At 69.2% G+C, this 21,424-nt stretch carries 11 protein-coding genes and 1 tRNA gene; 10 read left to right on the plus strand and 2 right to left on the minus strand.

Annotation, left to right across the window (positions count from 1 at the left end):
• Position 1 precedes the first annotated feature (1 nt).
• The 9 genes from ACWEQQ_RS20155 to ACWEQQ_RS20195 all read left to right on the plus strand — a co-directional run bounded on the left by ACWEQQ_RS20155 (position 2) and on the right by ACWEQQ_RS20195 (position 17,583).
• Positions 2 to 3,979 (plus strand): SDR family NAD(P)-dependent oxidoreductase, encoded by a 3,978-nt coding sequence (locus tag ACWEQQ_RS20155; RefSeq protein WP_452349250.1) that lies wholly within the window; start codon positions 2 to 4, stop codon positions 3,977 to 3,979.
• On the plus strand, positions 3,976 to 10,179 hold the full coding sequence (locus ACWEQQ_RS20160) for a type I polyketide synthase (RefSeq protein ID WP_452349251.1): 6,204 nt from the start codon (positions 3,976 to 3,978) through the stop codon (positions 10,177 to 10,179). Before ACWEQQ_RS20155 ends, ACWEQQ_RS20160 begins: the two co-directional genes overlap by 4 nt.
• A gap of 22 nt (positions 10,180 to 10,201) precedes the next feature.
• Positions 10,202 to 11,662 (plus strand): beta-ketoacyl [acyl carrier protein] synthase domain-containing protein, encoded by a 1,461-nt coding sequence (locus ACWEQQ_RS20165; protein ID WP_452339142.1) that lies wholly within the window; start codon positions 10,202 to 10,204, stop codon positions 11,660 to 11,662.
• Positions 11,663 to 11,720: 58 nt separating this feature from the next.
• A complete protein-coding gene (locus ACWEQQ_RS20170) occupies positions 11,721 to 12,533 on the plus strand; it encodes an acyl-CoA thioesterase domain-containing protein (RefSeq protein ID WP_452339141.1) in 813 nt (270 codons plus the stop codon).
• 14 nt (positions 12,534 to 12,547) lie between these two features.
• Positions 12,548 to 14,011: a flavin-containing monooxygenase gene (locus ACWEQQ_RS20175; protein WP_452349252.1), complete on the plus strand. Its 1,464-nt coding sequence runs from the start codon at positions 12,548 to 12,550 to the stop codon at positions 14,009 to 14,011.
• Between the two features lie 4 nt (positions 14,012 to 14,015).
• The gene (locus ACWEQQ_RS20180) at positions 14,016 to 14,993 is read left to right on the plus strand and encodes an alpha/beta hydrolase (RefSeq protein WP_452349253.1); all 978 of its coding nucleotides are present in this window, start codon (positions 14,016 to 14,018) and stop codon (positions 14,991 to 14,993) included.
• 105 nt (positions 14,994 to 15,098) lie between these two features.
• Positions 15,099 to 16,307 (plus strand): cytochrome P450, encoded by a 1,209-nt coding sequence (locus ACWEQQ_RS20185; protein WP_452349254.1) that lies wholly within the window; start codon positions 15,099 to 15,101, stop codon positions 16,305 to 16,307.
• On the plus strand, positions 16,304 to 16,774 hold the full coding sequence (locus tag ACWEQQ_RS20190; RefSeq protein ID WP_452339137.1) for a nitroreductase/quinone reductase family protein: 471 nt from the start codon (positions 16,304 to 16,306) through the stop codon (positions 16,772 to 16,774). The genes ACWEQQ_RS20185 and ACWEQQ_RS20190 overlap by 4 nt, the downstream gene beginning before the upstream one ends.
• Positions 16,771 to 17,583 carry a class I SAM-dependent methyltransferase gene (locus ACWEQQ_RS20195; protein ID WP_452349255.1) on the plus strand — a complete coding sequence of 271 codons (813 nt, stop codon included), beginning with the start codon at positions 16,771 to 16,773 and terminating at the stop codon, positions 17,581 to 17,583. The genes ACWEQQ_RS20190 and ACWEQQ_RS20195 overlap by 4 nt, the downstream gene beginning before the upstream one ends.
• Before the next feature lie 45 nt (positions 17,584 to 17,628).
• Here ACWEQQ_RS20195 and ACWEQQ_RS20200 read toward each other — a convergent pair whose 3' ends face one another.
• Together ACWEQQ_RS20200 and ACWEQQ_RS20205 are read right to left on the minus strand one after the other, a co-directional pair.
• Entirely contained in the window at positions 17,629 to 19,170 is a 1,542-nt protein-coding gene (locus ACWEQQ_RS20200) for a helix-turn-helix domain-containing protein (protein WP_452349256.1), read from the minus strand.
• Between the two features lie 453 nt (positions 19,171 to 19,623).
• Positions 19,624 to 19,699 (minus strand) — tRNA-Ala (locus ACWEQQ_RS20205).
• A 129-nt stretch (positions 19,700 to 19,828) separates the two neighbouring features.
• Here ACWEQQ_RS20205 and ACWEQQ_RS20210 point away from each other — a divergent pair.
• Positions 19,829 to 21,421: a DUF222 domain-containing protein gene (locus tag ACWEQQ_RS20210; RefSeq protein ID WP_452349257.1), complete on the plus strand. Its 1,593-nt coding sequence runs from the start codon at positions 19,829 to 19,831 to the stop codon at positions 21,419 to 21,421.
• The last annotated feature ends 3 nt before the right edge of the window (positions 21,422 to 21,424 follow it).

A 21,424-nucleotide genomic window follows, 5' to 3' on the forward strand; every position in this document is an offset into this window, starting at 1 on the left:
CATGTCGGAATATGTCCCTACCGGTGACGTCATCGCGATCGTCGGCCTGGCCGCCAGTGCGGAACCGGGCGCGTTCGACGCGGAGTTCTTCGGATTCGATCAGGCGGCGGCCGAGGCCACCGATGGCCGGCTCCTGATGCTGCTCGAAACCTGCTGGCAGGCAATGGAATACGCGGGTATCGACCCGACGACGTTGCACGGGAGCGACACGAGCGTCCATATCGGCGCCGCTGGCGGCGATTTCGGCCGCGCCGCCACCGTGCTGGGCCTGCGCGGTCCGGTGCTGAGCATCGACACCGGCGCGTCCGCCACGCTGGCCGCCCTTGCGCTCGCGACGCGTTCGTTGACCGCCGGCGACTGTTCGCTCGCGCTCGCGGGCGGCGTCGGCGGCCTGGCCGAGGGCGCGGCGGTCTTCGTGCTGGAGCGATTGTCCGACGCCCACGAGCGCGGCCACCGGGTGCTCGCCCTGGTCCGGGTCTCCGTGATCGATCAGGGCGATTCCACCGACGCCCTGTTGCACGCGGCCGGCATCACGGCCGCCGACCTCGATGTCCAGGAAGAGTTGCGGGGTGATTCCCCAATGACGGGCATCTCGGCCGTGCTCGACCTGATTCGCGCGCTGGGCGAGGACCCGATGCCGCGCCGGGGCACGGTATCGGTGTTCGGCACCGGTGGCACCGGTGCCCACGTGCTGCTGGAGCGGGCACCAGAGTCCGCGCCAGCCATGCTGTCGGACCGCGGTCACCGGGTGCCGTTGGTCATCTGGCCGCTGTCCGGCAAGTCGCCCGAGGCGCTGGTCGCGCAGGCCGCGCACCTCGCCGACCACGTCCGGGCGCACCCCGAGATCACCGCGCGCGAGGTAGGCCACGCGCTGACCACGGCCCGGTCGACCTTCGACCACCGTGCGGTGGTGCTGGGGCGCAATCGGGTCGAATTGCTGGCCGGGCTGGCGGCCGTGGCCGCGGGCAATCCGGCGGGGCCGCCTCGGGGCCGCGCCGTGCCCCGCCGGGTGGCGTTCGTCTTCCCCGGCCACGGCCCGCAATTCACGGGTATGGCCGCGCAATTGCTGTCCGAATCCCCGGTTTTCGCGGCGTCCATCGCCGAATGCGATGCGGCTCTGTCCGAATTCGTCGACTGGTCGTTGATCGACGTGCTGAACGAAGCGCCGGGCGCACCCCCGGTCGAACGTCCCGACGTCGTGCAGCCCGCCCTGTTCGCGGCAATGGTTTCCCTTGCGGCACTGTGGAAGTCGTTCGGAATCGTGCCCGCCACGGTGATCGGGCACTCACAGGGCGAGATAGCGGCCGCGTATGTCGCGGGTGCGCTGACCCTGTCCGACGCCGCCAGGATCGTGGTCTCGCGCAGCAAGCTCCTGGTCGAGCTGAAGGGGACCGGCGGGATGGCGGCGGTCAACGCCTCCGCCGCACGGGTGCGTGAACTGATGTCCGGCATCGCGGATCTGCACATCGCGGCCGTCAACTCGCCGTCGGCCACTACCGTCGCGGGCGGGGTGGCGGCGGTGGACCGAATGCTCGCCGCGTGCGAGCGGGAAGGCGTGCGGACGCGTCGGCTCGCGGCCGAGGCCGCCGGGCACACCGAATACGTGGATGTGCTGCGCGAACGCTTTTCCGCCGCGGTCGCCCCGGTCACGGCGCGCGCCACCGACGTCACCTTCGTCTCCACGGTTGTCGGCGGCGTGCTGGCGGGCGAGGAACTGGGTCCGGACTATTGGTTCCGGAACATGCGCGAGCCGGTGAATTTCGACGATGGCTGCCGCAGCGTCCACGCGGCGGGCTGCGACGCGCTCCTCGAGTTGAGCGTGCACCCGGTCCTGGCCGCCGCCATGCACGAATCGCTGGGCGACGCGGCGGATTCCTGCCTGATTCTCGGCTCGCTCCGGCGCGACGACGCCGGTATCCGCCGGGTGTTGACCGCCATCGGCGAGGGGCATGTCGGCGGTGTGTGCCCGGCGTGGCCGACGATCTACCCGGTCGGCTCCGAGCGGCCGATCGAACTGCCCACCTATGCTTTCCAACGTCGCCGGTATCGACATACGGTCGTATCCGACGCTGGCCCAGACATGGGGAACGAGGCTGCGGTCGACGGCTCGCGCCCCGCGTTCTTCGGCGTCGAATGGCTGCCCCTCCAGGCGTGGCGCGGACGCTACTCCGACAGCCGGGGTGAATGGGCGATTGTCGGCGCTGGGCCGCTCGGTGTGCGAGGGGCGGTCGGCACGCACCGTGACCTCGAATCCCTCTATGCCGCGGTGCATCACGAAGACGCCGTGCCGCCCGTGGTGGTGTGGTCGCGGCTGGTCTCCGGGGACACGGGATCCGATGCGCAGCCGCCGCAGGCGCTGCGCGCCGAACTCGCCGGGATGCTGAAGACGATCCAAACATGGCTGGCCGAGCCACGATTCGCCGAGAGCAAACTCGTCATCCTCACCCGCGGTGTGCATTCGGCCGAGGCCGACGCGGGTGTCTCCGCGCTGGTGGACGCCAGCACGTGGGCGCTGGTGCGCACCGCGCAGTCCGAACATCCGGACCGCATCGTGCAAATCGATCTCGACGCGGACGACATCAGCCTCGACGAGATCGCGACCGCCCTGCGCCTCGAGGAGCCCGAATTGGCGATGCGCCGTGGCGAATTCCTCGGCCGCCGCCTCCGCTCAGGGGCCGATGTCGCGCCCCCGCCCGAGGCGGTCGCCGCGCCGCCCGCCTTCGATCCGAACCGCACCGTGCTGATCACCGGTGGCACCGGTGCGATCGGTGCGATCATCGCCAGGCACCTGGTCCGCGGCTACGGCGCGAAGCATCTGCTGATCACCAGCCGCAGCGGTGCGGGAGCGGCCGGAATCGCGGAACTGACAGCGGAATTGGCCGCGATGGGCGCGCAGACGACCGTTGCCGCCTGCGATGTGAGCGATCGCGACGCGCTGGCCGCCGTGCTGGCCCGGGTACCGGACGCGCATCCGGTCGGCGCGGTCGTCCATCTCGCTGCGGCGCTCGCCGACGCGACCTTCACCGCGCTCACCGCCGACCAGCTCGATACCGCGCTGGCCGCGAAGGCCGTCGGCGCGTGGCACCTGCACGAACTCACCGCGCACCTGGACCTGTCGATGTTCGTGCTGTTCTCCTCCGCGGCAGGGGTATTCGGCTGGCCCGGTCAAGCCAACTACAGCGCCGCCAATGTCTTCCTCGACGGTCTGGCCGGGTACCGGCAGCGGCGCGGACTGCCCGCGACCGCACTGGCCTGGGGCTGGTGGGGAGACACGTCCAGTCTCGACGAACTCGACGACGCGGACCGCGCCCGGTTCGGCCGCTTGGGGCTGACCCCGATCACATCCGCGGAGGCCGTCGAATTCTTCGATGCCGCACTGCGCACCGGGGTGCCCTACGCGCTTCCGGTCGGATTGGACATCTCGATGGTGGCCGACGGGTCGACCGGCGAACCCGCGCCATTGTTCCGGGCGCTGCCGCACGCCGGGGGCCGAGCCGCGGCGAAAGCCGACGACCCGGCCGCGCTGACGGCTCGGATGGCGGCGCTCGGTCCGGCGGAGCGGCTCTCCGCCATGACCGAACTGCTCAAAGCGCCGGTCTCGATGGTGCTCGGGCACGCCACACCCGATGTGGTGCAATCGGATCGGCAGTTCGCCGAGATGGGTCTCGACTCTCTGGGTTCGATCGAACTCGGTGCGCGGTTGCGGGCGATGACCGGCGTGCGGGTGGGCAATGCCGTGATCTACAAGCATCCGACGGTCCGGCTGCTGGCCGGCCACGTGCTCGAACAGATCATCCCGAGGCCCACCGACCTGGCCGCCCCGATCGTCGTCGAGGTCGAACAGCTCCTCGATCGCCTATCGGCCATCTATGACGGAGAGCCCTTGCCCACCGACCTCATTGCCCGCCTCACCGAGGCGACGGACCGACTGCGCGACACCGCGGTCGTTACGGCGGAGTCGGTCGGGAGCGTCGGATGACCATCGCGGGGATGGAGCCCGTCGCGATCGTCGGCATGGCGGGCCGATTTCCGGGTGCGGCGGATATCGAGGCGCTGTGGGAGCTGCTGAACACCGGCGGCGACGCCATTCGCCCGGTGCCCGAACAACGCTGGGACACCGACGCCCCGCTGGACCGAGAGCGCAGGATTCAGGCCGTCGGCGGGTTCATCGACGGCGTCGCGGAATTCGACGCGGCGTTCTTCGCCGTGTCGCCGCGCGAGGCCGCCGATATCGATCCGCAGCAGCGCCTGATGCTCGAAATGGCCTGGCGCGCGGTGGAGGACGGCCGTGCGCGCCCGGATGACCTCCGTGGCTCCCGCACCGGCGTCTATATCGGCGCCTCGTGGCACGACTACGAGATTCTGCGCAAGCAGCGCGGCCTCGGCGCCAGCCAGCACAGTTCGGTCGGCAATGCGCTCGATGTCATCGCCTCGCGGGTCTCCTACACCCTCGGGTTGACCGGACCGAGCATGACCGTCGAGACGGGTTGTTCCTCGGCCCTGGTCGGATTGGACCTGGCGGTCCGGGCCATCCGGTCCGGGGACATCGACGCGGCCCTGGTCGGTGGCGTGAATCTGATTCTGGCACCGGATGTTTCGGTCGGGCTCACGTATTTCGGCGGGCTGTCGGAGGACGGGCGCTGCGCGGCCTTCGGGGTCGGCGCGAACGGATTCGTCCGTGGCGAGGGCGTGATCGCGATCTATCTCAAGCCGTTGCGGGCGGCCCTGCGCGACGGCGACCGGGTGCGGGCGGTCATCGCGGAAACCGTCGTGAACAATGACGGCGGCGGCGAGAGCCTGGTGACACCCTCCTCCGAGGGCCAGCGGGATCTGCTGCGGCGGGCCTACCCGACGCGAGCGCTGGACATCGACACGCTCGCCTATGTCGAGGCCCACGGAACCGGAACGCGCCGAGGCGATCCCATCGAGGCGCGGGCGCTCGGTGAGATCCTCGGAGCCGGGCGCGCCGCCGCGAGTGGACCGCTGCTGATCGGTTCGGTGAAGACCAATATCGGTCACCTGGAAGCCGCGGCGGGTATCGCCGGACTGGTGAAGGCCGTGCTGTGCCTCGAGCATGGCGTGGTGCCGCCGAGCCTGCACTCCGGAGAGCTCAGTCCCGATATCGACTTCGACGAGCTGAATGTGCGAGTCGTGCGGGAGCACAGCGTGCTCCCGGACGGTGATGACGTCCGCATCGGCGTGAACTCGTTCGGCTGGGGCGGCACCAACGCGCACGTGGTGTTGCGTCGCGCGCCCCGCGTCGCACCGGAGACGGCACCGAGCACCGAGGTCGCGGGGTTCCTTCCGGTGTCGGCGCATACCGCGACCGCACTGCGGCAGCGGTGCCGCGATCTCGCGGATCTGCTCGACGCCGAACCCGACCGCGTGGCCCCGATCGTCGCCGCGCTGAGCCTGCGCGCGCCCGCGCAACCGCTGCGGGCGGCGGTGCTGAGCACCGCCCCGGACGAACTGGCGGCGGCACTGCGCGCGCACGCCGACGACCCCGCCGCCGAATCGCCGTCCACGCTGTCCGGACGAGCCCGCGAAATCGGCCGTACCGCTTTCGTTTTCCCCGGCCAGGGCGGGCAATGGCACGGCCTGAGCGCCGCGCTCTACGGCCGGGACGCGGAGTTCACCGCGGCCGTGGACACGTGTGCCGGCGCGCTGCGACCCCACGTCGACTGGGATCCGGTCGCGGTGCTGTCGGGCGCCGCGGGCCCGGGCTGGCTCGAGCGGGTGGATCAGGTACAGCCGGTGTTGTGGGCGTTGTCCCTGGGCATCGCGGCCTGCTGGCGGCGGGCGGGCATCGTGCCCGACGTCGTCGTCGGACACAGCCAGGGCGAAATCGCCGCGGCCACGGTGGCCGGTCTGCTCAGCGTGGACGACGCCGCGCTCATCGTGGCTCGGCGCAGTGCCCTGCTGCGGTCGGTCGCGGGGACCGGACGCATGCTGGCCGTCGAGCTGCCGGTCACCGAGATTCCCGCCGCCATCGCGGGATTCGAGGATCTGGTGGCGCTGGCCGTGCACAACGGCCCGACCTCGTGCGTGCTCTCCGGTGACGCCGACGCCATCGAGGCGCTGAGCGAGATACTCGGGGCCGACGGCGTCTTCTGCCGAATGGTCAATGTGGACTACGCCTCCCACAGCCCCGGGATGGCGGCCGTACGGATTCCCTTGCAGGCCGAGCTGGCCGGTGTCGCGCCCCTGCCGGGCGAGCGGGAGATGTTCTCGACGGTCCGGGTGGGCACCGTCGGACCGGAAGACCTCATCGGCGACTATTGGGTGGAAAATCTTTGCAACCCAGTACTTTTCGCCGACGCGATGAACGCGCTGTTCAATACCGGCGTCACCCATGTGGTCGAGATCGGCCCGCATCCGGTGCTGTTGCCAGCGGTGGAACAGCTGGCCGCCGAGCGCGCCGACGCGCCGCGGGTGCTGCCGTCCTTCTATCGGGACTGTGATCCCGGCATCGAGTGGCCGCGCAGTCTGGCGCGCGCCTTCGTCGCCGGGCTGCGACCCTTCGCGGCGGTCGGCTCGACGACGCAGGCGCTGCCGCGGTATCCGCTGCTCCCGCAATCGCATTGGCTCCCCGACGCCGGTCCGGCGCGGCTCGAACCGGCGGTAGGAACGCATCGAATCCCCTTGTACCCCAGCACTATCGAAGCCGGGACCTGGCACGCGACGCTGCCGGTCGACCCGGCGGGGATCCCCTGGCTGGCCGATCATGTGGTCGGCGACGCGGTGGTGGTTCCCGGCGCGTTCTGGGCGGTGCTGGCGCTCGCGGTGGCGCGCACCCGATTCGGTGCGGACACGGTGTCGTTGTCAGGGTTGCGGTTCGTGGAAATGCTCACCCTGGGCGCGATGCCGTCCCGGGTCGAAATCACGCTGCGGCAGGACTTCGCGGCCGGGGCGAGCTTCGAGATCGCGGCGCTGGACACGGACGCCGAGACGTGGACGGTGCATGCGCGCGGACGTGCGCTGCGGACCCCCGACAGTGGCTCCCCGCCGCGACCGTTCCCGTCCCTACCCGGCGAACCCTTGCCCGGCGACGAGCTGCCGGTGGCCGAGTTCTACGCCACCTGCGCCCGGCGCGGGGTGGACCTGGGGCCGAATTTCCAAGGGCTGTGCGAGCTCCGGCGCGGGCGCGACGAAGCGGGTGAGTTCGCGCTGAGCAGGATCGTGCTCGGCGAGAGCGCTCGCGCCACGTCGCATCCGGGCGAGTTGCACGCCACGCTCGTGGACTGCGCCATGCAGACGGCGCTGGCGCTGTTCGAGGGTGAGCACACCATTCTGCCCGGCGGCATCGATGAACTGCTGCTGGACGGCCGACCGGCCGGACACCTCGACACCGCCTGGGCCTATGCCGTCCGACGCTCCGATGCCACGGCCGATATTCACGTCTTCGACGACGAGCGTGCGCCGCTGGCCCGCATCCTGGGCCTCGAACTGCTCGCGATCGAGGACGTGCGCGCCGAGACCGGGACGCACGACCGTGAACTGTCCTTCCTCTGGCAGGCGGCCACCCGCGTGGAAACGGGCTGGCCTGCAGGAACTTTCGCCGTCACCGGGTTCGGAGACGCCGTCGCCGAGCTGACCGCGGCGCTGCGCCGCGGTGGGGCCACCGTCGGTGCCGAGCAGGCCGACACGATAGTGCACCTCGCGCCCCCGGCCGACGCGGGCTTGGACCTCCAGCGCCGAGGGCTGCTCGAACTCCGGGACCTTGTCACCGCATGCGTCCGATCATGCGCTGCGACACCACGGCTGGTGGTGGTGACCACGGCGGCCCAGGCGATCGACCCCGCCGAGTGCCCCGACCCAGGTGGCGCGTTGTACTGGGGATTCGCTCGGGTCCTGCGCCGCGAGCACCCCGAATTGTCCACCGAGATCATCGATCTCGCCGCACCCGATCTCGGCGCACCGCACCGGCGGTTCGATGAGTGCGCCGCCGAACTCCTGGCGCGAACCGGCGAGGACCAGATCGTGCTGCGCACCGGAGCCGGGCGGTACGTGGGCCGTCTGGAACAGGGAGAGCAGCCGGAAAACACTGCGGCTGTGCGTCCTTGGCATGGCACGACGCGTACGTTCCAGCTCGTCGGCGCTGCCGGACGGATCGGAGCCCAGCCGCACCTGCGGCCGTTCGAGGTGCGTTCACCCGAGTCGGGCGAGGTGGTGATCGACATCGAAGCGGCGGCGGTGGATTACCTCGACGCGCTACGGGCGGTGGGGACGTCTCCCGGCGACGCGGCGGACCGGAATCCACTGGGCCTCGCGTGCGCGGGTGTCATCCGCGCGGTCGGTCCCGGGGTCACCGATCGCGCCGTCGGCGACCGGGTGGTGGCCTGTGGGTTCGGTTCCCTGGCAACGCATCTGACCGTGCGGGCCGATCACACGCAACCGATTCCGGACGCCATGTCGGCCGAGCTCGCCGCGGCCTTGCCCATGGCGATCACCACCGCCTGGTACGCGTTCACCGCCCTCGCTCGATTGGAGCCGGGAGAGACGGTGCTGATCCACTCCGCCGCAACGGTATCGGGACGAGCCGCACTCCGCGTCGCCCGCGAACTCGGGGCGCGGATCATCGCCACCACCGCCACCGCGGCGGAGCGGGACGAGCTGCGTCGCGACCACGGCCTCGAGGATGTCTTCGATTCCCGGACGCCGGAGTGGGCGGACGCGGTGCGGGCGGTGACCGGCGGCCGTGGGGTCGACGTGGTGCTCGATCCGCTGACCGGGTCGACCGACGAGCTCGGCCTGCGGGTGCTGGCCGAGGACGGGCGCTTTCTCGCGGTCGGCGCATCGGATATCCGGATCGATCGTCGGATCGGGTTGCGGCAGTTCGCGAACGGGATCACCCTCGCGGCAGTCGATGTCCCCGGATTGATGGTTCGTCGTCCCGAAAGGTTCGCCGCCGCACTGCGGGAGGCGTGGCAGCGGGTCGGTGTGCGGGCCGCAGCCCCGGGAGCCATCACCGTCGGTGAATTCACTGGGGCAGCGGCCCTGCTGGCGGCTTTCGCCGGGATCGAGCAGGAGAGCCGGGGCGCGCTCGTGCTCACTGGACCGAGCCGGGTCACCGACATCGCTCCGGATCCCCTGCCGGAGGGGCGTTTCCGCGCACACGGCACCTATGTCATCACCGGCGGTCACGGCGCGCTGGGCCGCAGTCTGGCCGACCACCTGCTCGCCAATGGTGCGGGCGCGGTGGCGTTGATCGGCATGAACGCACCGGACGCGGTGGAAGCGGCCGGGCTGCACAGCTATCGGGCCGATGTGGCGGACGCGGCCGAGCTCGCCTCGGCACTGGACGCGATCCGCGCGCAACTTCCGCCGCTGCGCGGGGTTTTCCACGCCGCTGGCATCCTCGACGACGCCACCATCCTGGGGCTCGAGGCGGACCGGTTGGAGCGCGTGCTTCGGCCCAAGATCGATGGCGCCCGGCACCTGGACACGCTCACCGCCGACGATCCCCTGGACCTGTTCGTCCTGTTCTCCTCGGCCGCCGCATTGATCGGCAGCTCCGGACAGGCCGCGTACGTAGCGGCCAACGCCTATCTCGACGCGCTCGCGTTGGCGCGTCGGCACGCGGGGCGGCCCGGGTTGAGCATCCAATGGGGATACTTCGCTGACGTGGGTCTGGCCGCGGCACAGGATGATCGGCGTGCTCGGCTCATCGAACGCGGAATCACCAGCTACACCACCGGCGAGGCGTGGCACGCCATGGCCGGCTTCCTCGCCCAGGACCGAGCCGTGGCCGGGTATATGGCCTTCGACCCACGACTGTGGTTCGATGCGTATCCCGACGCCGCCGCCCAACCGAGCTGGCAGCTGCTGCGGCAGCGGAGCGCGCTCGTGTCGGCGGTGGCGGGGGCGGTCGAATTCCACGCGGCGCTGGCGGATTCCACCGCCGCCGGTCGGCACGTCCTGGTCCGGGACAAGATCACCGAAGTGGCCGCGCGCGTACTGCGCATGCACGCGGCCGAGCTCGATTCCCGCACGCCGTTCAAAGCGCTCGGGCTCGATTCCCTCATGAGTCTGGAATTGCGCAACCGCCTGGAATCCGCGTTCGGACTGCGGCTTTCGCCCACCCTGCTGTGGACCTACGGCACCGCCGAGACGCTGGCGGGCGCGATCGGCGAACGACTCACCGACACACTGCCCACGGTCCCTGTGACCGTCGGCTGACATGACATCAGGAGACACTTCCATGGACGATCCGGATTCGACGGCGGCCCTGCGCGCGGCGCTGCGCCGCGCCACCGCGACGATCAAGGAGCTACGCGAGCAGTCGCCGTCGACCCCGGTCGGCGGGCCCATCGCGGTCATCGGGGCGGGCCTGCGCTTCGCCGATGGCATCGAGGATCTGGATGCCTACTGGGCGGCACTGCGCGCAGGGCGCAGCCTGATCACCGATATGCCCAGGCACCGGCGCTGGCCCTTCGAGGACGAATGGGACTACCTGCCGACGCGGGGCAGTTTCGTCACCGACCCGCTCTCCTTCGACCCCGGTTTCTTCGGCTTCGCCCCCAAGGCGGCCCAGGCCATGGACCCCCAGCATCGACTGATGCTGGAGGTGGCCTGGGAGGCGCTGGCGCACGCCGGGATGGACCCGAACGGGGAGCTTCCGGAATCGGTCGGCACCTACGTGGGCATTGCCGGACGTCAGGACTACGCGGCCTGGGAACCCGAACAGGTCGATCCGCACTGGGCGCTGGCCATCGGCGGTGGTTTCGCCGCGGGCCGCATCGCCTATCACTTCGGATTCAGCGGCGGCGCGGCCGGATTCGACACCGCGTGCTCCTCCTCGCTGGTGGCCGTCCACCACGCGGTGGCCGCGCTGCGGCGCGGTGAATCCGACCTCGCGCTCGCGGGCGGTGTGAGCCTGATGCTGTCGCCGCGCTCCACCGCGGTCATCCAGCAGACCGGCGCCATGGCCCCCGACGGCTTGTGCAAGGCCTTCGACGCGCGGGCCAACGGCTATGTCCGGGGCGAGGGCGGCGCCTTGCTCGTGCTGAAGCGGCTGGCCGACGCCGTCCGCGACAACGATCGGGTGCTGGGTGTCATTCACGGCACCGCGGTCAACCAGGACGCGCGCTCCTCGGGTTTCACCGCGCCGAACGCCGAGGCTCAGCGCCGGGTGATCGAGGCGGCGCTGGCCGACGCCGGATGCAAGCCCGAGGAGATCGGACTGCTGGAAGCGCACGGCACCGGCACTTCCCTCGGCGACCCCATCGAGGCGAGCGCCATTGTCGCCGCGCTGGGTACCCGAAACGGCGGCAAGCCATTGCATGTGGGCGCGGTGAAGGCCAACCTCGGCCATCTCGAGGCCGCCGCCGGAGTGGCCGGGCTGATCAAGGCGCTGCTGTGTGTTCGCGAACGGACGGTGCCGCCGCTGGCGCACTTCCAGACGCTGAACCCGCGAATCGATCTGGAGGGCAGCGATATTCGGTTCTCCGGGCACGAAGTCCCGTGGTCGCTCGAAGAGGCGGGCCCGCTCGCCGGGGTGAGTTCGTTCGGCGCCATCGGCACCAATGCGCATGTCATCGTCGGCCCCGCGCCGGAGGGCACCCCGGCGCTGCCGCCGGGCGGCGACATCCAGCGACCCGGATGGAATCGGATCCCTTGCGCCCCCGCATTTCTCGGTACGGCGCCGAGAGTTCCGCGGTAGCGACCGGCTGAAACATGTCCAACTCAGTGCAATTCGAGATCGATAGGGGTATGGCGTAGTGGCTGCCTTCTTCGAAAGTGTCGGCGGACAGTATGTCGCGACCGAATGGGCGGTCAGCCCATGGGCGCCGTCGCAGGTGGCCGGGACGGCGGTCTGCGGGCTCCTGGCGCGGGAAGCCGAAACACACAATCCCGGAACGCTGTTCGTGCCGGCGCGGTTCACGGTCGATCTGTTCCGACCGGTGGTCTACGAACCGATCCGGTTTCGCAGCGAGGTGGTTCGCGACGGCAGGCGGGTGCGTGTCGTCGATGTCGCGCTCGAGCAGGCCGGTGAGGTCCGGGTGCGTGCGACCCTGATGTACCTGGCCGCAGGGGAGCAATCGCCGGGACAGGTCTGGCAGCCGGACCGGCAGTTCGCGGCGCCGCCGCCGAGCGCCGAATGGAATCCGATCCAGTTCAAATTCGGCGAGCAGGACTGGACCGGTGATTTCGCGGCGGGTCTGAACGGCGATCGCAAGTCCGTATGGCACGACGTAGCCCCGATGGTCGAGGGTGAGTCCAACTCGCCACTCCAGATGGCCGCCTATGCCGCCGATACCACCAGCATGCTCTGCAATTGGGGAAGCGCGGGCATCGGGTACATCAATTGTGATGTGACACTTACGCTTTCGCGCCTGCCCGAGAGCTCCGAGGTGGGCTTGCAGGCCCAGGAACGGATCACCGCGGGTGGCATCGCGATCGCCGCGGCCACCCTGTACGACCGGAGCGGCCCGCTGGGCGTCTCCGTCGCGTCCGGCATCTCGAACACGCGCCGGGCCGTGGACCCGGCCGCCTTCGCCGCCGAGGTCTCCGCAACAGCGCAGGCCCAGTGAGCGATGGCCATCGGATGAGAACTCCACGGATCGCCATCATCGGCGCCGGAATCTCCGGCATCTGCATGGGAGTTGCGCTGCAGCGGGCCGGATTCACCGACTTCGTCATTTATGAGAAGGCTGATGATTTCGGCGGCACCTGGCGGGACAACACATATCCCGGGCTGGTCTGCGATGTGCCGTCGCGGTATTACCAGTTAACCTTCGCCCCGAATGCGCAATGGCGGCACATGTATTCGTCGGGCCCGGACATCCAGCGGTATCTCCTCGGGGTGGCCCGCGCGCAGGGGCTGCACCAATGGACGCGTTTCGGTGTGGAGGTGACCGGCGCGACGTTCGACGGCGCGCGCTGGCAGGTCAGCGCCTCGGACGAGACGGCCGAGGATTTCGACTTCGTGCTGTGCGCGACGGGCTTTCTGCATCACCCGAGTTGGCCCGATATCGCCGGCCTGGACGAATTCGGCGGCGACGTCATGCATTCGGCGCGCTGGCGGCACGATATCGAGCTGACCGGCGCGCGGGTCGGCGTGATCGGCACCGGATCCACCGGCACGCAGCTGGTCGGTGCGCTGGCGGGCAACGCAGCCGAAGTCGTTGTGTTCCAGCGAACTCCGCAGTGGATTCTGCCGACCGTCAATCGGAAATACACGCCGCTGTCGAAGGCGCTGTATCGGCGGGCGCCGGTGCTCGGCGTGGCGTCCTACTGGTTCTTTCGCGCCGCCTTCGCCGCCGCCTCGCAGGGTCTCGTGCATCCGGGTCGGATGCGCCGGTTCATCCAGTGGGTGGTGGAACAACATCTGCGGTCGGTCCGGGATCCCGAGCTACGCCGCAAGCTGACACCGGACTACCAGGCCATGTGCAAGCGCATGGTGGTGTCGGACAGCTTCTACCGGGCCGTTCAGCGTCCCGACGTCACCGTGGTGACCGACGGCATCGACCGCGTCGAGAAGCGCGGCGTGGTCACGGTCGACGGGCGGCTGCGTGAACTCGATGTCCTCGTGCTGGCCACCGGGTTCGACTCGCACGCGTACATGCGCCCGATGGCGATCACCGGCCTCGGCGGCCACACCCTGGATCAGGCGTGGGCGAGCGGCCCGCGCGCCCACGAAAGCGTCATGATCCCGGAGTTCCCCAACCTGTTCATGCTCATTGGCCCGCACAGCCCGGTCGCCAACCATCCGCTGACCGCGATCGCCGAGGCGCAGTCGGTCCGCATTGTCGGCTGGTTGCGACGCTGGCGCGCGGGCGAATTCGAGACCGTCGCGCCGACCCGGGAGGCCACCGACCGCTATAACGCCCGCATGCGCGAGGCCGCGCCGAATACGGCATTGGCTACCGGCTGCCGCAGCTGGTATCTGGGCGCGGACGGCGTGCCGGAAGTATGGCCATGGAGCCCGCACCGCTACGAGAAGCTGATCCGCAGCGCCCCGAACCCGCTCGACTACCACCTGACGCCGTGCCCGGCGGAACGGAAATGACACTGTGGACACGCTGCTCTGGCGCTTCCTCACCTGCGTGGTGAGCCGCTGGTGGTTCGGCCCGGCCCCGGACTGGCCCACGGTCCGTGCCCGGATCGACGCGGGCACGACCTACGCTCGTGCCCCGCGCGGTGTCGCCGTGCGAACCGGTCGGCTCGGCGGCCTACCGGTCGAAGTCCTGAAGCCCCGCGCGGCTCCTCCGGACGCTGCCGTACTCTATCTGCACGGTGGCGGGTACGCTCTCGGCACACCGCGCATGGCCCGCACCCTCGCCGGTGCGCTGGCCGCCGCAATGGACACCACAGTGCACGTCCTGGATTACCGCCTGGCTCCCGAACACCCCTATCCGGCGGCGATCGAGGACACCGTGGCCGCGTATCGGGCGCTCGTCGATGCTGGAATACCCGCTGAACGCATTGCGGTCGTGGGTGATTCGGCCGGAGGAGGACTGGCGGTGGACCTCGCCCTGCAGCTGCGCGGCGATCCCTTGCCGCAGCCCGCCATTCTGGGACTCATCTGCCCGATGCTGGACCTGACTTCGAATTCCTCTGCTTTTCAGGGTATTACGAACAGAGACGCGGTATTGACTCCGTCGTTGCTGGCCGGGCTGATCGACGCTTATCTGCCGGGTGTCCCGGAGTCCGAACGGCGAGACCGCTCGCCGCTCTACCGCGATATCGCCGGGGTTGCCCCGATCGTCATGCATTCGGCCGGTGACGACCTGCTGAGCGGGGACGCCCGCCGCTTCGCCGCGCACGCGGCGGAATTCGGTGTGCCCCTGCGGCATCGCGAATTCCGCGGGCTGTGGCACGTCTTTCACAGCATGCCCATCGGCGTCGCCGAGGCAGCCGTCGAGGATTTCGCCGCTGCCCTGTCGGAATGTATCTACGGCCGCGCCGGTGCGCTCGATCGGGCCAGGGGGCACCCGCGATCTTCGAAAAATATTGAGCCATCGTTAAATTCGCGCAATTCAGCACAGTGAATATTGAGAAATGTTGGCGCAGTGGCATATTCGAACGCACGCGTCGAGGGGAAGGGCCCAATGGACATAACGCAATGTCCCGTACATCGGTATCCCTCGGAGACGATGAGATCGTTGCACCTGGATCCGGTCATGGACGAGGTCCGGGGATCGGGCGGCATCGCGCGGGTGCAATACCCCTACGGTGACGCGGCATGGCTGGTCACCGGATACGAAGACGTACGAACCGTTTACTCCCAGAAGGCATTCAGCCGCACCGGCATGTCGCAGGAGTCCGCACCGCGGCTCACCGCCGGCCTGCTGCTCCAGGGCGGTATCGGCAGCCTCGACGACAGCATCCACACCAAACTGCGGCGGGTCATCGGCCGGGAGCTGACCCCGGCACGGATGGCCGCGTTGCGCGCCGCCGCCGCGGCGATCATGACCCGGCGGCTCGCGGAACTGGCCGCGGCGGAACAGGGCGACTACGTATCCGTTGTCGCCAAACCCTACTCGCTGAATGTGCTGGGGGAGCTGGTCGGCATCGCCGAGGGCGATCAACAGGACGTAGGGGAGTGGGTGAGCGCGCTGCTGGCCGATGCCTCGGTGGCGGACGCCGGCGCGCGCAGCGCCGAGACCGCACTGCAGGATCTCGGCAAGTACGTACTGGGGCTCATCAAGGCCCGGAGGACCACGCCCACCGGCGATTTCGTCTCCGACCTCGTGCTGCACGGCGACGACCTGGAGAAGTGGGAACTGGTCACCGTCGTCTTCGCCCTCATCGTCGGCGGCTACGAATCGTCCGCGCACATGCTGAGCAAGATCGTGCTGCGGCTGCTGCTCAGCCCCGACCTCCGCGCCGAACTGCGGGCACATCCGGATCGGATCCCAGGTGCGGTCGACGAGCTGTTGCGCACCATCGCCCTGGCCGGCGGTGAGGGACTGCCGTGGCGGGTTCGTGAGCCCATCTCGCTGGGCGGCGTGGACATGATGCCCGGCGACTTCGTTGTCCCGTCCATCGGCGCGGCCAATTTGGATCGGACCGTCTACGCCGATCCGGAGCGGGTGGACCCCACCCGAAACGCGAAGCCCCACATAGCCTTCGGCTACGGCGCGCGCTACTGCCTGGGCAGCCAGATCGCGCGTATGGAACTCGAGGTCGCGATCGGCATGCTACTGCGCGATTATCCCGACGCGCGGTTGGCCCTCGAGCCCGAACAGGTGCGCTGGCACGACGGATCGGCGGTATGGCAGCTGGCCGAACTGCCGGTCGCGCTGGGCGCGCCTTCCTACGCCGATGGGGCGATTCTCGAAGTCAATGGAGGTGTGATGTGAGCCTGACCAATCAGCGCAACAACCCGTTCACCGAACCCGAGCGAGCCAAACTCATCGAGCTCGGGCGCAAACATGTCATGGGCATGGAATTCACCGATATGGAGGAGGTCTGGATCAGCTCGGGGATGGAGCATCTGCTGTTGCAGACGGTCGGCCGCAGAAGCGGGAAGACCCACAAGGTGGCGCTGCCCTTCTGGGTGGACGGGGCGGGGCACCGCATCGTGGTGGCGTCCTTCATCGGAGCGCCCCAGCATCCGGCCTGGTACTGGAACCTCACCGACACCGGCGCCAATGCCGAGGTGCGGGTCAAGGTGCGGTCCGCCTCCTTCCAGGCGCAGCCGGAGATCATCGAAGAACCCGAGTACGAACGGCTTTGGGCGGCCTTGACCACAGACCGGCCGTTCTACCAGGAGTATCAATCCCGCACCGAGCGCCGGATTCCCCTCGTGCGATTGCGCGAACTGTGAGCGAGATTTCCGTGGCGGCGTTGCAGGGGGTTCCGGTCACGGCCCTGTGGACGCTGTGGACCCGGGCGGTCGAATCCGCGGCGTCCTATACGGATTTTCGTGACCCTCTCGCCGAAAAGCTGTGCGAAGAAATCAATTTCGACTTCCGGGCCTTCGGGCACCCCGCCCGAACCCAGGTGCTGCGGGCACGCACCATCGACGCGGAAATACAGCGCTTTCACCGGGATTCGCCCGGCGGCACCGTCGTGGCGCTCGGTGAGGGCCTCCAGACGACCTACTGGCGACTCGGCGCACCGGACCTGGACTGGATCTCGGTGGATCTGCCGGAGATGATCGACCTGCGGCGGCAGTTGTTACCGACCGAAGCACGGATGCGGTCGGTGGCCATGTCGGCCCTGGACCGCGCCTGGTTCGACCTGGTCGACGGCACGGATGTGCTGATCACCGCCGAGGGGCTGTTCATGTACCTGTCGCCGGATGAGGTCTTCTCTCTCATCGGCGATATGGCCCAACGGTTTCCGGGTGCGAGCCTGATCTTCGACGTGCTGCCGCCCGGGTTCACCAAGCGCACGGCGAAGGGCGTGCGGCTATCGCGCAAATCGGACTACATGGTTCCGCACATGCCGTTCGGCCTCACCGTGCCGCAAACTCGCGCACTGCCGCAACGAATTCCGGGAGTCGCGTCCTACCGAGAGCTTCGGATGATTCCGGGGCGCGGCTGGTCCGGTCCGCTGGCTCTCGGGGCCCAACGTCGGCTGCCGCTCATTCGCGACCATCGGCACCTGATCGCGCAGTTGACCTTCCGGTAGCCGCTGGCGCGAGCCCAGTCGACCGGTACCCCTGCCCGAGTCGATCTAGGCTCTCTGGCGGAAATGATGGAGCTGAGGAGTCAGGGTCGACCGTGGGTAGCTCAATGACGTCGTAGACCGCCGCGGATATCCCGAATCCGGCGGGACGAACCGCCGTGGTGACCGGAGCGAGCGCCGGAGTGGGGCTGGAGACGGCGCTGCGGCTCGCCGAGCGGGGGCGCGCGTCGTACTGGCCTGCCGGAATGTGGAAAAGGCCGGTGCGGCAGCGGAACTGATTCGCCAGACGGTGCCGGGGGCGGACCTGCCGATCCTGGAGATCGAGCTGTCCTCGCAGGCGTCGGTGCGCAAGGCCGCGCAGCGGCTGCACGACGACTTCGAGCACATCGACCTGCTGATCAACAACGCGGGCACGCTCAACCCGTAGGTTCGGTGAGTGTCGGCGGTGTCAGACTTCGAGTCCGAGCACCGATGCGAGTCGTTCGGCGTCCGCTCGGACTGTCGCGCCGCCGCCCTCGACCAGATCGGGCACTGCGGAGCGGGCGAACAGTGAGAACCCGAGTTGTCCGGCGATTCCCGATTCGCCTTCGACAACAGCGTCACGGTGGCGAGGGGTTCATCGCGCATGTGATGTGCGCGTGCGGTTTCGGCGGTGTGGAAGCTGCGGCGAGTGGCCGAGGGCATCTTGTCCAGCTCGACGCGAGCGGCCTGTTGGATGGCGTAGCCGCTGTGCATCAAGTCGGCCTGGATAGTGATCATGTAGGCGTCAACCATGGCGCGAGCGAAGATCAGCCACGGGTGCACGTAATCGTCACCGAGCGCCCGCGCGGCACGGTCTGCCTCACCCCAATGACGTAGGGCGTCACCCTCGCGACCGATCTTGGTGTACGACAGCGCCATCGCTAGGTGCAGCAATCCCCACAGCGCAAGGTCCGGGCCTGCCTTGTCAGGGCTCAGTAGCGCGCACATCTGGTGGGCCAACGCGACGCGCGCCTCGTGTTCCTCGCCCGCGTCGCGGTACACGTGGTTGACATACCAAGCCGCGGCGGCCATCGCGTGCGGGTCGTCGGCATCCTGCGCAGCTGTCATGGCACGGTCGCCCGACATCAGCACCAGCGCCGCGGGCGGTTGGAACGACAGATACAGCTGGGTGAGGTGGTAGACCTGCGCGAGCAGCGCCTGAACCCTGCGACGGTCCTTGCCGTCGAGCTGTCGCACCGCAACACGCGTATCGCACAACAGATTCGGCAACAAGGTCGCCACCGCCGAGCGCTGGTGGGCCGCACCATGCCACAACACCCACGCCTGCTGCACACGCGCGGACAGCGCCTCGGGCGACAGATCGGCGTTCTCGGTGCTGGGGGTGACCGGATAGGAGGCGAGTGCTTCGGTGACCTTGGGCAGGGCTGGGTGTGTCGCTTTCGCGTAGACCGAGCGGGCCAGGGGTTGCTCGCCGGTCAGCTGGGTCAGGTCGTTGACATCGAGGATCTCGGCCAGGCGGATGAGCATGGGCAGGCGCGGCAGCTTCAGACGGCCGGTCTCGAGGGATTTGACCCAGCTGCCCGAGCGGCCGGCGAGTTCGCCGAGCATGGGGCGACACCAGCAGCGACACCCGCGCCGAACTGGCCACCGTCACAGCCCAACTCGCCAAAACCCAGCAATCCGTCGACCGCTACCTGGCCGCGTTCGAGAACGGCACCCTCGAACCCGAACTCGTCGGCGGCCGATTGACCGAACTGCGCTCCAAGACAACGCAACTCCTCGCCCGCCGCGATCAACTCACCGAATCGCTCGCCAACGTTCCCAGCTCACCCGCGCCCGCCACCCTGGACCGGATCGCCGACCACATCGTCGAGATCGTCACCAGCGGCAACCACACCCAATCCAAGGCGCTGATCGAAACCCTGGTCGCCCACGTCAAGATCGCCGGACCCGACCGGCTCATCCCCACCTTCCGCATCCCCCAACCCGGAAACGAGAACGGGGCCGGTACCGCAGACGCGGTACCGGCCCCGATGGGATCGGTTCGTGCAATGACCCCTTTGGTGGAGCTAAGGGGACTCGAACCCCTGACCCCCACACTGCCAGTGTGGTGCGCTACCAGCTGCGCCATAGCCCCGTGTTCACTTCTCTGCCAGCGGGGCGTTGCCCTGCTTGCTTGAACGAAGTTACACGACTGGTGTCGAACAAACCAAATCGCCTGTACAGAGGCTGGCGGCGGCGATCTTCTCGATGTACTCTCGAACGCATGTTCGATAGCCGAGAGGTGGAGGCGATGGGCGACGAAGAGCTGATCGACGCGCTGCGGCGGGCACACGGGGCGGCGGCGTTCGCACAGGCGGCGGAAATCACAGCGGTGCGGGAGGTGTATCGCCGGCATCGGGCCGGGAATGCCGCGCCGGGGGCGGGCGGGGTGCGTGCCGGGGAGTTCGCCGCGGCGGAGATCGCCGTGGCGGTGCACGTATCGGAGGCGGTGGCGGCGGCCCTCATCGATATCGGGTTGGCGCTGGATTCCCTACCGCAGACCAAGCACGCCTTCGCGGCCGGGCGGATCGACCTGTCGCGGGTGCAGGTGATCGCGGATAGTCTGCGCGGCCTGCCGCACGAGGTGCGAGAAGTGCTGGAGCCCAAGCTGATCGAGGCGGCGCTGCGCTCGGATCCGGCCCGATTACGCCAGACCGCCCAGCGCTGGGTCACCCGGCTGGACCCCGAGGGCGAGACCCGCCGCCGCGAGAAGCGCGAGCAGGACCGCGATGTCCGCATTCGCGCGGTACAGGACGGCATGGCCGTATTCGACGGCCTGCTACCCGCCGCCGGCGCCCAGGCGCTCGCCATGCGGCTACGCGAAATGAGCCTCCAGGTCTGCGAGGACGATCCCCGCACCATGTCCCAGCGCCGCACCGACGCGCTGATCGCGCTCGCCGACGGCTCCGGCCGCCTGCGCTGCGGCTGCGGCCGGGGACTCGACTGCCCCAAGGCCGACGCCCCCGCAACGCCCCGCCGCCCGCTCATCCAGGTCGGGGTCTCCGCCGAAACCCTGCTGGGTCTGCGCGACGATCCGGCCTTCCTCTCCGGCTACGGCCCCATCGACGGCGCCCTCGCTCGCACCCTTGCCGAACACGCACGTTTCCAGGTGATTCCGGAGTACTTCCCGAACGAGGCCGCCCAGGAGACGAACGCGACGGACGGAGCGGCTCCCCAGCGCGCCGAACCGGCCGATGCGCCGGGCCCCCGCACCTCGCACAGGCCGGAGGCACGGACCGATACGGTCCGGCAGGCTCCCTGGGAACGCGCCATGACCGCTCTGGATTCGAAACCCGTGGCGGTACGAGCTTTTTCGAGCGCCCCACCCCGTGAGGTCCGCGCCGTCGATGGCCTGTGCCGCTTCCCCGGCTGCACCATGCCCGCGGCGGAAACCACTCTGGTCCAGTTCGAGCCGCATCCCTCCCGAGGCGCCACGGGCCCGAATCCGGCCTACCGCGCCGTCCTGTGCACCCATCACCATCGGCTGAAGTTACTGGCCGACAAGGGAAAACACCCCTGGCGCGTCTATCTCTCGGATACCGATCGCATGCGCTGGATCGACCCCAGTGGCGAGTCGCACGAAACCGTCCGCGAGGGTGCGCGCTACCTGTTCCCGCACACCGATATCGACGCACCCGCCAGGCCACACCCCCTGCGCGTCGTTCCCGACCCCATCGAAACCGCCACGGCTGGAGCACCTTTCACCCAGGACCTGGCCTACCCGATGGAGTCCCACGTCCTCATCCACCCCCAGCTGTCCCGGGCCACCCCGGACAACGACATCCCCGAAACCCCCACCCGAGCCGCATCGCGCTGACCC

The sequence above is a fragment of the Nocardia sp. NPDC004123 genome, assembly GCF_053603795.1.

Excerpts from the sequence above, each read along its gene's own strand:
- ACWEQQ_RS20155 (WP_452349250.1), top strand. The coding sequence starts at position 2 with ATGTCGGAATATGTCCCTACCGGTGACGTCATCGCGATCGTCGGCCTG.
- ACWEQQ_RS20160 (WP_452349251.1), top strand. The coding sequence starts at position 3,976 with ATGACCATCGCGGGGATGGAGCCCGTCGCGATCGTCGGCATGGCGGGC.
- ACWEQQ_RS20165 (WP_452339142.1), top strand. The coding sequence starts at position 10,202 with ATGGACGATCCGGATTCGACGGCGGCCCTGCGCGCGGCGCTGCGCCGC.
- ACWEQQ_RS20175 (WP_452349252.1), top strand. The coding sequence starts at position 12,548 with ATGAGAACTCCACGGATCGCCATCATCGGCGCCGGAATCTCCGGCATC.
- ACWEQQ_RS20185 (WP_452349254.1), top strand. The coding sequence starts at position 15,099 with ATGAGATCGTTGCACCTGGATCCGGTCATGGACGAGGTCCGGGGATCG.
- ACWEQQ_RS20200 (WP_452349256.1), bottom strand. The coding sequence starts at position 19,170 with ATGCTCGGCGAACTCGCCGGCCGCTCGGGCAGCTGGGTCAAATCCCTC.
- ACWEQQ_RS20210 (WP_452349257.1), top strand. The coding sequence starts at position 19,829 with ATGTTCGATAGCCGAGAGGTGGAGGCGATGGGCGACGAAGAGCTGATC.